At 61.5% G+C, this 15,150-nt stretch carries 16 protein-coding genes; 6 read left to right on the top strand and 10 right to left on the bottom strand.

Annotated features, from left to right (window positions below; all coding sequences use genetic code 11):
• Window positions 1-223 precede the first annotated feature (223 nt).
• The 6 genes from hemA (at window position 224) to DYL61_RS05945 (ending at window position 5,590) form a co-directional block, all read left to right on the top strand.
• Window positions 224-1,513: a glutamyl-tRNA reductase gene (gene hemA / locus DYL61_RS05970; RefSeq protein ID WP_105697475.1), complete on the top strand. Its 1,290-nt coding sequence runs from the start codon at window positions 224-226 to the stop codon at window positions 1,511-1,513.
• Complete coding sequence (gene prfA / locus DYL61_RS05965; protein ID WP_135307595.1) at window positions 1,510-2,592, top strand: peptide chain release factor 1; 1,083 nt, start codon at window positions 1,510-1,512, stop codon at window positions 2,590-2,592. The genes hemA and prfA overlap by 4 nt, the downstream gene beginning before the upstream one ends.
• Window positions 2,593-3,423, top strand: coding sequence for a peptide chain release factor N(5)-glutamine methyltransferase (gene prmC, locus DYL61_RS05960; protein WP_135307594.1), 831 nt, complete (start codon window positions 2,593-2,595; stop codon window positions 3,421-3,423).
• On the top strand, window positions 3,417-4,172 hold the full coding sequence (locus tag DYL61_RS05955) for a molybdopterin-synthase adenylyltransferase MoeB (RefSeq protein ID WP_135307593.1): 756 nt from the start codon (window positions 3,417-3,419) through the stop codon (window positions 4,170-4,172). The genes prmC and DYL61_RS05955 overlap by 7 nt, the downstream gene beginning before the upstream one ends.
• Window positions 4,165-4,959, top strand: coding sequence for a glutamate racemase (gene murI / locus DYL61_RS05950; RefSeq protein ID WP_135307592.1), 795 nt, complete (start codon window positions 4,165-4,167; stop codon window positions 4,957-4,959). The genes DYL61_RS05955 and murI overlap by 8 nt, the downstream gene beginning before the upstream one ends.
• Before the next feature lie 112 nt (window positions 4,960-5,071).
• Window positions 5,072-5,590, top strand: coding sequence for an acyloxyacyl hydrolase (locus DYL61_RS05945; protein WP_105697470.1), 519 nt, complete (start codon window positions 5,072-5,074; stop codon window positions 5,588-5,590).
• Between the two features lie 127 nt (window positions 5,591-5,717).
• Here DYL61_RS05945 and DYL61_RS05940 read toward each other — a convergent pair whose 3' ends face one another.
• The 10 genes from DYL61_RS05940 to DYL61_RS05895 all read right to left on the bottom strand — a co-directional run bounded on the left by DYL61_RS05940 (window position 5,718) and on the right by DYL61_RS05895 (window position 15,055).
• Window positions 5,718-6,023 carry a YkgJ family cysteine cluster protein gene (locus DYL61_RS05940; protein ID WP_056859129.1) on the bottom strand — a complete coding sequence of 102 codons (306 nt, stop codon included), beginning with the start codon at window positions 6,021-6,023 and terminating at the stop codon, window positions 5,718-5,720.
• 53 nt (window positions 6,024-6,076) lie between these two features.
• Window positions 6,077-6,568, bottom strand: a complete 492-nt coding sequence (locus tag DYL61_RS05935; RefSeq protein ID WP_135307591.1) for a DUF2878 domain-containing protein — start codon at window positions 6,566-6,568, stop codon at window positions 6,077-6,079.
• On the bottom strand, window positions 6,561-7,832 hold the full coding sequence (locus tag DYL61_RS05930; RefSeq protein ID WP_135307590.1) for an SAM-dependent methyltransferase: 1,272 nt from the start codon (window positions 7,830-7,832) through the stop codon (window positions 6,561-6,563). Before DYL61_RS05930 ends, DYL61_RS05935 begins: the two co-directional genes overlap by 8 nt.
• Window positions 7,819-8,628, bottom strand: coding sequence for a DUF1365 domain-containing protein (locus tag DYL61_RS05925; RefSeq protein ID WP_135307589.1), 810 nt, complete (start codon window positions 8,626-8,628; stop codon window positions 7,819-7,821). Before DYL61_RS05925 ends, DYL61_RS05930 begins: the two co-directional genes overlap by 14 nt.
• Window positions 8,625-9,872 (bottom strand): NAD(P)/FAD-dependent oxidoreductase, encoded by a 1,248-nt coding sequence (locus DYL61_RS05920; protein ID WP_135307588.1) that lies wholly within the window; start codon window positions 9,870-9,872, stop codon window positions 8,625-8,627. Before DYL61_RS05920 ends, DYL61_RS05925 begins: the two co-directional genes overlap by 4 nt.
• A complete protein-coding gene (locus DYL61_RS05915) occupies window positions 9,869-10,651 on the bottom strand; it encodes an SDR family NAD(P)-dependent oxidoreductase (RefSeq protein ID WP_135307587.1) in 783 nt (260 codons plus the stop codon). Before DYL61_RS05915 ends, DYL61_RS05920 begins: the two co-directional genes overlap by 4 nt.
• A complete protein-coding gene (gene phrB / locus DYL61_RS05910) occupies window positions 10,644-12,089 on the bottom strand; it encodes a deoxyribodipyrimidine photo-lyase (RefSeq protein ID WP_135307586.1) in 1,446 nt (481 codons plus the stop codon). Before phrB ends, DYL61_RS05915 begins: the two co-directional genes overlap by 8 nt.
• Window positions 12,090-13,007: a MerR family transcriptional regulator gene (locus DYL61_RS05905; RefSeq protein ID WP_135307585.1), complete on the bottom strand. Its 918-nt coding sequence runs from the start codon at window positions 13,005-13,007 to the stop codon at window positions 12,090-12,092. It lies immediately after the preceding gene.
• Between the two features lie 3 nt (window positions 13,008-13,010).
• The gene (locus DYL61_RS05900; protein WP_135307584.1) at window positions 13,011-13,970 is read right to left on the bottom strand and encodes a YbgA family protein; all 960 of its coding nucleotides are present in this window, start codon (window positions 13,968-13,970) and stop codon (window positions 13,011-13,013) included.
• Between the two features lie 101 nt (window positions 13,971-14,071).
• Entirely contained in the window at window positions 14,072-15,055 is a 984-nt protein-coding gene (locus DYL61_RS05895; RefSeq protein WP_135307583.1) for an NAD(P)/FAD-dependent oxidoreductase, read from the bottom strand.
• Window positions 15,056-15,150 lie beyond the last annotated feature (95 nt).

Raw genomic sequence — 15,150 nt, 5'->3', positions numbered from 1 at the left:
CTTTAAATGCTTTCTGTAGGAGCGAGCTGGCTCGCGAAGGGCGTCAACGATAACGCGTGCAGTCAGGCTAAACGCGTTGCCGGGGCGTTTTTCGCGAGCAAGCTCGCTCCTACATGGATGCCTTTTATAGACACAAGACATTAGGACAATAGCTTACGGTGGTTGTTCTGAATCTTTCGAAGTAGGACAATTGTCGGCTTCCCGACATCATCAGCGATATTGAATGGCCTTCCTCGCACTCGGTATTAACCACAAGACTGCCTCCGTAGACGTGCGCGAGCGCGTGGCGTTTACGCCCGAGCAGTTGGTTGAGGCCTTGCAGCAGCTCTGCCGGCTCACCGACAGTCGCGAAGCTGCGATCCTTTCGACCTGCAATCGCAGCGAGCTTTATATAGAGCAGGAACATCTTTCAGCGGATGTGGTGCTGCGCTGGCTGGCCGATTACCACCATTTAAGCCTCGACGACCTGCGCGCGAGCGCTTATGTGCATGAAGAGGATGCGGCAGTTCGTCACATGATGCGTGTGGCGGCCGGTCTGGATTCGCTGGTGTTGGGCGAACCGCAGATTCTCGGCCAGATGAAGTCCGCCTACGCCGTGGCCCGCGAGGCCGGCACCGTCGGCCCGCTGCTGGGGCGGCTGTTCCAGGCCACGTTCAATTCTGCCAAGCAGGTGCGTACCGATACGGCCATTGGTGAAAACCCGGTGTCGGTGGCATTTGCCGCTGTCAGCCTGGCCAAACAGATTTTCAGCGACTTGCAACGCAGCCAGGCCCTGTTGATTGGCGCCGGCGAGACCATCACCCTGGTCGCCCGCCACCTGCATGACCTGGGTGTTAAGCGCATCGTCGTGGCCAATCGCACGCTTGAACGCGCGAGTATCCTCGCTGAAGAATTTGGCGCGCACGCCGTGTTGTTGGCCGATATTCCGGCCGAGTTGGTGCGCAGTGATATCGTCATCAGTTCCACCGCCAGCCAATTGCCGATCCTGGGCAAAGGCGCGGTGGAAAGCGCGCTGAAGCTGCGCAAGCACAAGCCGATCTTCATGGTGGATATTGCCGTCCCACGGGATATCGAGCCAGAAGTCGGCGAGTTGGACGACGTTTACCTCTATAGCGTCGATGATTTGCACGAAGTCGTCGCCGAAAACCTCAAGAGTCGCCAGGGCGCTGCTCAGGCCGCCGAGGAAATGGTCAGTACCGGCGCCGAAGATTTCATGGTGCGCCTGCGCGAGCTGGCAGCGGTGGACGTGCTCAAGGCGTATCGTCAGCAAGGCGAACGCCTGCGTGACGAGGAACTGAGCAAGGCCCAGCGTTTGCTGGCCAACGGCAGCAGCGCCGAAGAAGTGCTGATGCAATTGGCCCGTGGCCTCACCAACAAGTTGCTCCACGCCCCCAGCGTACAGCTGAAAAAATTGACCGCCGAAGGCCGCCTCGATGCGCTGGCCATGGCCCAAGAACTCTTTGCCCTCGGTGAGGGCGCGTCAGACAGCTCTTCGGATAAAAAACCGCAATGAAAGCGTCACTGCTCAATAAACTGGACGTGCTCCAGGACCGTTTCGAAGAACTGACCGCCTTGCTCGGCGATGGCGAAGTCATTGCCGATCAGACCAAGTTCCGCGCCTATTCCAAGGAATACGCCGAAGTTGAGCCGGTGGTGGCCACCTATAAACACCTGCTGAAAGTGCAGGCCGACCTTGAAGGCGCCCAGGCCCTGCTCAAGGACAGCGACCCGGACATGCGTGAAATGGCCGTGGAAGAAGTCCGCGAAGCCAAGGAAAAACTGGCCGAGCTGGAAGGTGACCTGCAACGCATGCTGTTGCCCAAAGACCCGAACGACGGGCGCAACGTGTTCCTCGAAATCCGCGCCGGCACCGGCGGCGACGAGGCGGCGATTTTCTCCGGCGACCTGTTCCGCATGTATTCGCGTTACGCCGAGCGTCGCGGTTGGCGGGTCGAGATCCTGTCGGAGAACGAAGGCGAACATGGCGGCTATAAAGAAGTCATCGCGCGGGTCGAAGGCGACAACGTCTACGGCAAGCTGAAGTTCGAATCCGGCGCCCACCGCGTACAGCGCGTGCCGGCCACTGAATCCCAGGGCCGTATCCACACCTCCGCGTGCACCGTGGCCGTGCTGCCCGAGCCGGACGAGCAGGAAGCCATCGAGATCAACCCGGCGGACTTGCGCATCGACACGTACCGTTCGTCGGGCGCCGGTGGCCAGCACGTGAACAAGACCGACTCCGCTATCCGCATCACCCACTTGCCATCGGGCATCGTGGTGGAGTGCCAGGAAGAACGTTCCCAGCACAAGAACCGTGCGCGGGCCATGTCGTGGTTGTCGGCCAAGCTTAACGACCAGCAAACCAGCGCCGCCGCCAATGCGATTGCCAGCGAGCGCAAGTTGCTGGTGGGCTCGGGCGACCGTTCCGAGCGTATTCGTACTTATAACTTCGCCCAGGGCCGGGTGACCGACCACCGGGTCAACCTCACCCTCTATTCCCTCGACGAGATTCTCGCCGGTGGCGTTGACGCGGTGATCGAGCCGTTGCTCGCCGAATACCAGGCGGATCAACTGGCGGCGATAGGTGAATAAATGACCATCATCGCCAGCCTGCTGCGCGCCGCCGACCTGCCCGACTCGCCCACCGCGCGCCTGGATGCCGAGTTGTTGCTGGCAGCGGCCTTGGGCAAGTCCCGCAGCTACCTGCACACCTGGCCCGAGAAAATCGTCAGCAGCGAAGCTGCACTCACCTTTGCCGGCTACCTGCAACGCCGTCGTGGCGGTGAGCCGGTGGCGTATATCCTCGGTCAGCAAGGCTTCTGGAAGCTCGACCTGGAAGTGGCGCCTCATACGCTGATTCCGCGCCCGGACACCGAACTGCTGGTGGAAGCCGCGTTGGCGTTGTTGCCCGCCACGCCCACCCAAGTGCTGGACCTGGGCACCGGCAGCGGCGCCATCGCCCTGGCCCTGGCCAGCGAACGCCCCACGTGGCAGGTCACCGCCGTCGACCGTGTGCTGGAAGCCGTGGCCCTGGCCGAGCGCAACCGCCAGCGTCTGCACCTGAACAACGCCACCGTGCTGAACAGCCATTGGTTCAGTGCGCTGCAAGGCCATACCTACGACCTGATCATCAGCAATCCGCCGTATATCGCCGCCAACGACCCACACCTGGTGGCCGGGGATGTGCGCTTCGAACCGGCCAGCGCGTTGGTGGCGGGGCATGACGGCCTGGACGATTTGCGCCTGATCATCCAGCAAGCCCCGGCCCACCTGAATGCCGGTGGCTGGCTGTTGCTCGAACACGGTTACGACCAGGCCCCGGCGGTGCGTGATCTGTTGCTGAGCAAAGGTTTCGAAGAGGTCCACAGTCGTATCGACCTCGGCAATCACGAACGCATCACGCTGGGGCGCCGCCCGTGCTGACCGATCAGGAGCTGTTGCGCTATAGCCGACAGATCCTGTTGCAACAGGTCGATATCGACGGCCAATTGCGCCTGAAAAATGGCCGCGCCCTGATCGTCGGCCTGGGCGGCTTGGGCGCACCGGTTGCGCTGTATCTGGCTGCTGCCGGTGTGGGTGAGTTGCATTTGGCGGACTTCGATACCGTCGACCTGACCAACCTGCAACGCCAGATCATCCATGACACCGACAGCGTGGGGCAGACCAAGGTCGATTCGGCCCTGCGTCGCCTGACGGCGATCAATCCCGAGATCACGCTGATTGCCCATCGCACTGCGCTGGATGCCGACTCACTGGCGGCGGCGGTGCAAGCGGTGGACGTGGTGCTCGATTGCAGCGACAACTTCTCCACTCGCGAAGCGGTCAACGCGGCCTGTGTGGCCGCCGGCAAGCCTTTGATCAGCGGTGCGGCGATTCGCCTGGAAGGCCAACTGTCGGTGTTTGACCCGCGCCGCGCCGAAAGCCCGTGCTACCACTGTCTGTACGGTCATGGCAGCGATACCGAACTCACCTGCAGCGAAGCGGGCGTAGTCGGTCCATTGGTGGGGTTGGTGGGGAGCCTGCAAGCGCTGGAAGCCTTGAAGTTGCTGGCTGGTTTCGGCGAGCCGCTGGTGGGTCGCTTGCTGCTGATCGATGCCCTGGGCACCCGTTTCCGTGAATTGCGCGTCAAGCGCGATCCCGGTTGCAGCGTGTGCGGTACGCAACATGGTTAAGGACGCACCTATCGGTGTGTTCGACTCCGGCATCGGCGGGTTGACGGTGCTGGACGAAATCCAGCAGTTGCTGCCCCATGAGTCACTGCTGTACGTGGCCGATTGCGGGCATATTCCCTACGGCGAAAAAAGCCCGGCCTTTATTCTTGAGCGTTCGCGACGGGTTGCCGAGTTTTTCCGTGACAACGGCGCCAAGGCGTTTGTGATCGCCTGCAACACGGCCACCGTTGCCGCTGTTGCCGATCTGCGGCAGGACTACCCGACCTGGCCGCTGGTAGGCATGGAGCCCGCCGTCAAACCTGCGGCTGCCGCGACCCGTAGCGGCGTAGTGGGCGTACTCGCCACCACCGGCACCTTGCAAAGCGCTAAGTTCGCGGCCCTGCTCGACCGTTTCGCCACGGATGTACGCGTGATCACCCAACCCTGCCCAGGCCTGGTTGAGTTGATAGAAACCGGTGACCTGAACAGCCCGGCCCTGCGCCAACGGTTGCAGGGTTATATCGACCCGCTGCTCAGCGCCGGGTGCGACACCATCATCCTCGGTTGTACCCACTATCCCTTCCTCAAGCCGCTTCTGGCGCAGATGCTGCCCCCCAGCATTATCCTTATCGACACCGGCGCCGCCGTGGCCCGCCAGCTCAAGCGTTTGCTGGGCGAGCGCGACCTGCTGGCCGATGGCAATCCTGAGCCTGCGCGGTTCTGGACCAGCGGCGATGTGTATCACCTAAGAAATATCCTACCGACACTATGGAAACATCCCGGCGTTGTGCGAAGCTTCGACGCGTGAAAAATTCGTGAAATACCGGGGGAATAAGCTGGAACTTCCGACTATTCGCCAGCTTCTATACCGAGTTAGCTTGTACAAAACCATATAACTTCGTTCGGAAAGGATGTTTCTTATGAAGCGCTTGTTCTGTTTGGCTGCGATTGCGGCCGCAGTGGTAGGACACTCTGTTTCAGCCCAGGCCGCTGGCCTGGAATTGGGGGTGGGGAGCACCAGTGATTCGACCATGACCTATCGACTGGGGCTGACGTCGGATTGGGATAAAAGCTGGTGGCAGAGCGATACCGGTCGCCTGACCGGCTATTGGAGCGGCGCCTACACCTATTGGGACGGTGACAAGCGCTCCAGCGTGAGCAGCCTGTCGTTCTCGCCGGTGTTTGTGTATGAGTTTGCCGGGGAGAAGGTCAAGCCGTACATCGAGGCGGGGATTGGTGTGGCGGTGTTCTCGCGTACCAAAGTCGAGGACAACAACATCGGCCAGGCCTTTCAGTTCGAAGACCGCTTGGGCTTTGGTCTGCGCTTTGCCGGTGGGCATGAAGTGGGGATTCGGGCGACGCACTATTCCAATGCGGGTATTAGCAGCAATAACGATGGGGTAGAGAGCTATTCGCTGCATTACACACTGCCCTTATAACATCGCAAATCCAATGTGGGAGGGGGCTTGCCCCCGATGGCGGTGTTTCAGTCAGCACATCTGAGACTGACACACTGCAATCGGGGGCAAGCCCCCTCCCACATTAGAATCTCCACTCATCTGACGATCAGCGATACGCCGTTGCAATCCCCTGCCGCTCCTCCAAACACTCCGGCGCCCCCATCTCGAACTCCCGGCAGATCAGCGGCCGTCGCTCGTAGATCGTGCACATCATCGTGTCCCGATCCAGCGCGGCGCACCAGCCATCGTCCAGACGCAGCATCACTTCGCCGCCCCAATCGTCGGTGTCGATGTAGCGTTCGGGCACGCCGGTGTCGGTGATCAACATCACTTCCAACTGGCAGCAGCAGGCAGCGCACGTTGAGCAGGTGACGGCGGGTTCGGTGATTTGGGTGTGGGGGATGTTGGTCATAGGCGCGCAGTGTAAGGCAAGCCGGTGGCAAGCGGATAAAGCGCTGACGGACGTCAATGCCCCAATTGCTCGGCGATCCAATGCAGCAGGGGAAACAGTATCGCCCAGAGCAACGCCAGACCGATCAGGGTCGCCGGCGTGCCGTAGCCGAAACTCACCCCGGCCAACTGGCTGCCCGCGTAATACGACAACGGCCCGCCCACCGCGCCCAATAGGCTGGATCGCCACCAGGGCCGCGCGCTCCAGGCCAGGCAGTGGCGCAACGTGGTCGCCAACAATGCCCACAGCAGGATCAGCCAAAACGGAATCAGCGGGCCTGGCATGCTGAAATGGAACACGCCGAAGGTACGTAATGACGTATCGACCACGGTCCCCAACAGCGTCACGGCGAGGATCACTTGGCCTTCCCTGGACCAGGCACTTATCCACAGCAGGTGCACGGCCAGCACGGCCAACCCCACCAGCAGCCATCGGCTATTGCCACCGAGCACACAGGCCCACCAGCCGCACTGGAACAGCACGGCATTGGCCAGCGATTTAAGCACTGAAGCGCCCGAGTAAAGGAGGGTTGAGCGCGGCGGGTTTGGCCAGCAGCAGTTGCGCGGTACCAATGGTGCGTTCCATGAATCCACCTTCGCAGTAGCACAGGTAAAACTCCCACAACCGTAGGAAGTACTCATCGTAGCCCAACTCCCCAAGACGGCCATGGGCGCGCCGGAAGTTCTCGTGCCACAGGCGCAGGGTGCGCGCGTAGTGCAGGCCGAAATCCTCCATGTGCAGCAGGTTCATGTCGGTGTCGCGGCTGACGATCTCCAGCATTTTTTGCACACAGGGCAACGCGCCGCCGGGGAAGATATAGCGCTGGATAAAGTCGACGTTGTGCTTGGCCTGTTCATAACGTTGATCGCGAATGGTGATGGCTTGCAGCAACATCAGGCCATTGTCCTTGAGCAGGTGCGCGCATTGCTTGAAGTAGGTCGGCAAGAAGCGATGGCCCACGGCTTCGATCATCTCGATGGACACCAGCTTGTCGTACTGGCCGCTGAGGTCGCGGTAGTCCTGTAACAGCAAGGTGACCTGGCTCTGCAAGCCCAAGGCTTCAACGCGTTTCTCGGTATAGGCGAACTGTTCTTTGGACAAGGTCGTGGTGGTGACCTTGCACCCATAGTGCTGCGCGGCATACAGCGCCATGCTGCCCCAGCCGGTGCCGATTTCCAGCAGGTGGTCGTCGGGGGTGAGCGCCAGTTTCTGGCAGATGCGCTCCAGCTTGTTCAGTTGCGCCTGTTCCAGCGTGTCATCGGTGGTCAGGAATTGCGCCGCCGAATACATCATGGTCGGGTCGAGAAATTGCTCGAACAGGTCGTTGCCCAGGTCATAGTGGGCGGCGATGTTTTTCTGTGAGCCTTTGCGCGTGTTGCGGTTGAGCCAATGCAGGCCCTGGGTGAGCGGCCGGGCCAGGCGCGCGAGGCCGCCTTCCATGGCGTCGAGCACGTCCAGGTTGCTGACCATCACACGCACCACCGCGGTCAGGTCCGGACTGCTCCAATAACCGTGGATAAACGCCTCGCCCGCGCCGATGGAACCGCTGGCGGCCACCAGGCCCCACACCGCCGGATCAAGGATCTGGATTTCCCCCAGCAGGTGCGCTTCCCGTGCGCCGAAGACCCGGCGCTCTCCGTCCTCGATCACCACCAACTGGCCATGGCGCAGTTGGCTGAGTTGACGCAGCACGGCCTTGCGCAGCAGTGCACTGGTCATGCCGTTGATGTTAAGGCGATTGGCCTTGACCGATAAACTAGGGGTTTTCATGGCGGCGATCCTTGGTATACCCGACTGCGGTGCGAGCGGCGCCATCGGCGGTCTGATGGGGAAAAATCGGCGTGCGTTTGAGCAACAGGCGCAGGGCCTGCCAGTAGATTGCCAAGCAGGTCTTGGCGGTCATCCAGGGAAAGCGCCACAGGTAGCGATGCAGGCTGGCGCGGGTCAGGGGTTGTTTTTGCAGGTTCAAGGTGGCATCGAAGACTTTCAGCGGGCCCTGCCAGTCGGCCATATGCACGCCGAGTCTGGCGGTGGGTGGGCTGAAGCTCATGCGGTATTCCAGGTCGCGGGGCAGGAACGGCGACACATGGAATGCCTTGGCCACGGCGAAATGCTGATGCTCATCCGCGCCCAGGGACTGGGCCGGTAGCACGTAGTGATAGCGCTCGCGCCATGGGGTGTTGGTCACTTCGCACAGGATCGCGGCCAATTGTCCGTCGGCCTCGAAACAGTAGAAGAAACTCACAGGGTTAAAAGCCAGGCCCCAACTGCGGGCCTGGGTCAGTAGGCAGATAACGCCCCGGGGTGTACGCCCCAGTGCCTTGCCGACTTCCTGGCGTACGGCATCGCTCAAGCTCATGCCGTTACGCGTCAATTCACGCAGGTAGTCCTGCTGGCGAAAACCGAAGGGCGCAAACCGGCTGCGCCCGGCCAAGGGCGACAGCCCCAGCACGTCGTGTTCTTCGCTTAAATCCAGGTACAGCAGGCCGATGCGGTAGCGAAAGGCGTGGGCCTTGGGCGCAAACCGGCGATGGGCGATCCAGCCGCTGTACAGGGCGCTGTTCACAGGGTTTCTCCGAAGGCTTGCGCCACGTGCAGCGCACTGACCACGCCGTCCTCGTGAAAACCGTTGGCCCAGTAGGCGCCGCAATAGAAGGTATGGCGTACGCCGGAGATTTCATCCCGACGCGCTTGTGCCGCCACCGCGGCCAGGCTGTATTGCGGGTGCGCGTAGGTGTAGCGGGCGAGGACTTTCAGCGGGTTGATCATCGACGTCTGGTTGAGGCTCACGCAAAACGTGGTGGGGCTGTCGATGCCTTGCAGGATGTTCATGTCATAGGTCACCGCCGCCTGGCTCTGCGTATTGCCGCTGAGCCGGTAGTTCCAACTGGCCCAGGCCAGTTTGCGCTCGGGCAGCAGGCGGGTGTCGGTGTGCAGCACCACGTCATTGTCGGCGTAGGGCAGGGCGCCGAGGATCTCTTGCTCTGCCTGACTCGGGTCACCCAGCAAGGCCAGGGCCTGGTCGCTGTGGCAGGCGAAAACCACCTTGTCGAATGCTTCGGTGCCCCTGGCGCTGTGGATAACAACGCCTTCGGCGTCGCGCTCAACCAGATGGACCGGGCAATCGAGGCGAATATGCTCGCGAAAGCGGCGGGTCAGCGGTTCGATATAGCGACTGGAACCGCCTTCGATCACACACCACTGCGGGCGGTTGTTCACCGAGAGTAAGCCGTGGTTCTTGAAAAACCGCACAAAGAATTGCAGTGGGAACGCGAGCATCTCGGCTTGGGACATCGACCAGATCGCCGAGCCCATCGGCACGATGTAATGCAGCACAAACCGCGGGCCATAACCCCCGGTCTCCAGGTATTCACCCAGGGTCATCTCGGCGCTGATCCGTTGCTCTTGCAGGTCCAGCGGCGCCTGGCGATTGAAGCGCAGGATATCGCGCAACATGCCCCAAAACCCTGGCGACAGAATATTGCGGCGCTGGGCAAACAGGCTGTTGAGGTTGTTGCCGTTGTACTCGAGCCCCGTGCGTTCATCGCATACCGAAAAGCTCATTTCGGTGGGTTTGAACGTGACCCCGATCTGCTCCAGCAAGCGAATAAAGTTGGGATAGGTCCAGTCGTTGAACACGATAAAACCGGTGTCCACCGCGTAGCGTTCACCTTCGACGGTGACGTTGACCGTGTGGGTATGCCCACCAATACGGTCGCCCGCCTCGAACAGCGTGATTTCATGCCGGCGGCTAAGCAGGTAGGCGCTGGTCAACCCGGCGATACCGCTGCCGATAATGGCGATCTTCACGGCGTGTCCTTCTTCGGCGGTGGGCTGCGCAGCATGCGTTTGCCAATGGCCAGTTGGGCGCGGTTGGGCAATTTCGACAGTGGCCACAACGTGGCGATAAACAGCGCCGGAAAGGCGATTTCCAGCGGGCGTTTTTCCAGCTTGGCGAAGATGTGCCGCGCGGCTTTGTCCGCCGGCCAGCTCAGGGGCATGGGGAAGTCGTTACGCTCGGTCAGCGGCGTATCGACAAAGCCTGGGCTGACCACGGTGACGTCGATATTTTCCGGCGACAGGCTGATGCGCAACGATTCGAACAGGTAACGCAAACCAGCCTTGGACGCGCCATACGCTTCGGCGCGTGGCATCGGCAGGTAGGTCACGGCGCTGGCAACGCCCACCAGGTGCGGCGTTTGCCCTGCCCGCAACAGCGGCAGGGCGGCTTCGATGCAGTAACTGCTGGCCAGCAAGTTGGTGCGCACCACGTGCTCGATGATGGAGGCATCGAACTGCCGCGCATCCACGTATTCACAGGTGCCGGCATTGAGGATCACCGTGTCCACCGCGCCCCAGGCCGCGCCGATGTGTTCGCCGATTTCGCGTACGGTCTGGCTGTCGGTCAAGTCGCCCGTCACTACCAGCACTTGCCCTGGATAGTGTTCGGCGAGGGTCTCCAGCGGCGCTTTGGTGCGCGAGCTGACGGCGACGTGAGCGCCGCTCTCGAGCAGTTCGATCGCCAGTGCCGCACCGATGCCACTGCTGGCGCCGGTCAGCCAATAACGACGAGGGGCTACGTCACTCATTGTCGCCTCCCATGGCTTGGCGTGAGGGCAGGCTGCGGAAAGCCGCCAACGCACGCTCGCGGGATTTTTTCAGGTCAACGATGGCGCGCGGGTAATCGGCCACGCCGAACAGGCCGCCAACCGTTTCGGGGTTGTGCACTTCTTTTTTATTGAGTGCCGCCAGTTCCGGTAGCCAGTGCTTGATAAACACCCCTTCGCTGTCGAATTTCTCGGACTGGCTCAGCGGGCTGAAAATCCGGAAGTAGGGTGCCGAGTCGGTGCCGGTGGAAGAACTCCACTGCCAGCCGCCGTTGTTGGCGGCCAGGTCACCGTCGATCAGGTGGCGCATAAAGAAACGCTCGCCTTCACGCCAGTCGATCAGCAGGTTTTTGGTGAGGAACATCGCCACCACCATGCGCAGGCGGTTATGCATCCAGCCGGTTTCGAGCAGTTGGCGCATGGCCGCGTCAATGATCGGCAGGCCGGTGCGCGCCTCTTGCCAGGCGGCAAGCTCCTTTGGCGCATTGCGCCAGGCGACTGCCTCGGTTTCGGGGCGAAATGCACGGTGGCGAGAAACTCGTGGGTAACCCACCAGAATGTGTTTGTAGAACTCGCGCCAGAGCAGCTCGTTGATCCAAGTGATGGCGCCCATGTCGCCGCTTTCAAACTCCCCCTGGTTGGTTTGCAGTGCGGCATGCAGGCACTGGCGCGGCGATACCACGCCGGCAGCCAGGTAGGCCGAAAGCTGACTGGTGCCGGGTTTGGCGGGGAAGTCGCGCTCATCCTTGTAGTAGCTGATCTGCTGGTCGGCAAACCCATCGAGGCGACGACGGGCTTCCTCTTCGCCGGCTGGCCAGAGGGCGCGCAGCGTATCGCTGGGTGGCTCGAAACCGTCAACCGTGTGTGGGACCGGATCGCTTTTGAGCGGGAGTTTGGCCTGGGCTTTAGGCGTCGCCACCAGGCGCGGCAGGCTGCTGTGCAAGCGCGTGTAGCAGACCTTGCGGAACTGGCTGAACACCTGGAAATACGTGCCGGTCTTGGTCAGCACGCTGCCGGGTTGGAAAAACAATTGGTCCAGGTAGCTGTGGAAGCTCACGCCGTCGGCGTCCAGCGCCTTGGACACCGCCGCATCGCGTCGGCTTTCGTGGATGCCGTATTCCTCGTTGACGTGCACCGACTCCACTGACAACTCACGGCACAGCTGGCTCAAGACGGCGGGTGCCTGGTCCCAGGTCGGCGCAGAGTGGATCTGCAACGGGATATTCAGCTTGCCGAGTGCAGTGCTCAGTTCTTTAAGGTTGCGCAGCCAGAAATCCACTTTGCACGGCGCATCATCATGGGCCAGCCACTGTTCGGGCGTGAGCAGGAACACTGCCACAGTCGGGCCGCGCTGGCAGGCGGCGGCGAGGGCGGTGTTGTCGTGCAGGCGCAAGTCGGTGCGCAGCCAGATCAAATGCATTTAAACAAGTCCACGCTGGATCAGTAGCTGGTGGGCCGACAGTGGATCTTCGGCCACGAACAATTCAGGAGTGTCACGGGTTAATACGGCCAACTCGGCCTGGTGGATGCATACCGTTGGTCCGACGATCAACTTTGGGCAACTGACGCCGCCCAGAAGTTTTGCGAATGCCGACAGGTGGAGCGCCTTGCTGGAATACAACAGCACGGCGCGTGGTTTCAGGTGTTCCACCGCCAGGGCCAATTCACCGGCCGGCAGTGGCCAGTCGAAGACTTCCACCGGGCTATCGGCGCTGCTGGCCAGCCACGCGCTGAGCCACAGGTGCGGCTCCATTGGCAGGTCGGACTGATTCACCAGCAACAGCGGCGCACCCTGCAATTGGCGATTGTTGTGATAGATGCGTGCGCCGAATTTACTGCGCAGCCATGACAGGAAAAACACCCGTTCCATCTGCGCGCCGAACTGGCCTTGCCAGCGCTGCTCCAACTCCCGCAGCAACGGCAACAGCAGTTGCTCGCACAAGGTGCGCGGCGGGTACAGGGCCATGGCCTGGTTGAAGGTGTCGTCGACCCGTCGCTCGTTCAGTTCGCTGATGGCCTGCACCAGGTTCTGGCGCAGGCTGTGCCATTCACTCTCAACGACATCGGGGACGCTCAGGGCGGAGTCGATCAGGCTTTTGACCTGGCTCACCGGCACGCCGCGATTGAGCCAAGTGAGAATGGTGTGGATGCGTTGTACATGTTCGGCGTTGAACAGGCGATGGCCCTTGGGCGTGCGCTGGGGCACGATCAGGCCATAGCGACGTTCCCAGGCGCGCAGGGTCACGGCGTTGACGCCCGTCTGGCGCGCCACTTCGCGGATGGGCAGCCAGCCGTCTTCGATGGCTTGGGTGAGGTCTTCTTGCAGGGCAGCTTTCATGAATTAGATCGCATTTCGCAGGCTGAGATTTTCCGGGTGCGGTTGCAGGTAGGCCTGCTGCGCGATGTAGCGGTCCGGGTGTTGGCGAAAGTGGTGTTTGAGCAAGGTCAGCGGCACCACCAACGGCACGATGCCGTGGCGGTACTGGCCGATGACGGTCTGCATTTCCTGTTTGTCATCGGCGCTGATGACTTGCTTGAGGTAGCCGCTGATGTGTTGCAGCACGTTGGTGTGGGTGCCACGGGTGGCGCATTTGCTCAGGCCGGTCATCAGTTCGCTGAAGTAGCGGGAGGCCAAGTCGTTGAGGTCGATGCCCTTGCCCATACTGCCCAGCAAGTGGCCGAGGCTTTTGTAGTGCGCGGGGCTGTGGGCCATCAGCAGGTATTTGTAGCGCGAGTGAAAGGCCAGCAAGCAATAACGGCTCAGCCCCTCGGCCATTAACCGCTGCCAGTCGGCGTAGACGAACACGCGGGTCAGGAAGTTTTCCCGCAGTACCGGGTCATGCAGTCGACCATCTTCTTCCACCGGCAGGTTGGGGTGGCGCGCGCAAAAGGCCTGGGCATAAATACCGCGCCCGCCGCCGTCTACCGGGGTGCCGTTGTCGCGGTACACCTTGACCCGCTCCAGCCCGCAGGACGGTGACTTCTGCATAAAGATGTAGCCGCACAGGTCGGTGTGTTCCTCGGCCATTTGCTGGCCGTAGTCGTCCAGCGGCTGGGTGACGTTAAGTTCGCGGTGCACGGTGCCGACGGCTTGCGGGTGGGCGGGGTCGCCCACCAGGCGGATCGGTTCGCGGGGAATGCCCAGGCCAATGGCGACTTCCGGGCACAGCGGCACAAATTCGAAGTAGTCGGCGAGGGTCTGGCTGCACAGCAACGATTGTTTATGGCCGCCGTTGAAGCGCACGTTCTCGCCGAGCAGGCAGGCGCTGACTGCGATTTTTGGCTTGGTGATGCCAGGCATAAGCCAACCTCTGTGAGATTCCTATACAAACACGTAAGTTTGTACAACTAATCTCATCATAGGTTTGATACTGTACAAGTCAATTTTTTTGTACAGGTTTTTTAAAGGTGCTCAATCAAGCGTCGCGCGGCCTCCTGGCCACTGAGCCATGCGCCTTCCACGCGGCCCGACAAGCACCAGTCGCCACACACATACAGGCCCAGATCCGCATCAGCCAGCACGGCGAATTCGTGACTGGCGGACGGTCGTGCATACAGCCAGCGGTGCGCCAGGCTGAACGACGGCGCGGGCATGGCGCTGTGCAGCAACTCGGCAAATGCGCCGTGCAGGTGTTCGATCACCGCTTCTTTGGGCAGGTCCAGGTGGGCCTTGCTCCACGCGCTGGTGGCATGCAGCACCCAGGTGTCGAGGGTGGTGTCGCGCCCCGGTTTGCTGCGATTGCGTGCGAGCCAGTCGAGGGGGCTGTCTTGTACGAAGCAGCCTTCCATCGGCGTATCCAGGGGTTTATCAAACGCCAGGGCGATGGCCCAGGTGGGGTCCATCTTCACGCCGGCGGCGGCACTCGCCAGCTTGGGCGCGGCAGCCAGCAGCGCGGTGGCTTGGGGCGCCGGGGTGGCGATGATGACGTGGCTGAATGGGCCATGGTTTTCGCCGTCGGCGTCCAGCAGGTTCCAGTGGTGGGTGCCTTGGAACACCTCGGTGATACGGCAACCGAACTGCACCGGCAGGTCATCCAGCAGGGCGCGAGTGATGGCGCTCATGCGCGGGGTGCCGACCCAGCGGATTTGTTCATCGGGGGAGGGCGTAAGCTGGCCGGACTTGAAGTTGTACAACTGGGGCTTCCATTGCTCGGCCCAACCGTTGCTTTGCCAGCGTTGCACTTCGTTGACGAAGCGCCGGTCGCGGGCGGTGAAGTACTGCGCGCCCATGTCCAGGGAGCCGGCATCGCTGCGCTTGCTGGACATGCGGCCACCACTGCCGCGGCTTTTATCGAAGAGTTGTACAACATGCCCCGCGTCTCGTAACGCTCGGGCGGCGGAGAGACCGGCGATGCCGGTGCCGATGATCGCGATGGGAACAGTCATGGGACGCCTCGTTTATCCGTTGAGTACAGACTACGCGGACACCAATAGCTGTACAATGTTGTTTTTTGGTATAAGTTTTGGCTTACCTGTTCTAA

This window comes from Pseudomonas nabeulensis (genome assembly GCF_004682045.1).
Classification (GTDB): domain Bacteria; phylum Pseudomonadota; class Gammaproteobacteria; order Pseudomonadales; family Pseudomonadaceae; genus Aquipseudomonas; species Aquipseudomonas nabeulensis.
This window is presented reverse-complemented; position numbering and strand designations above follow the sequence as displayed.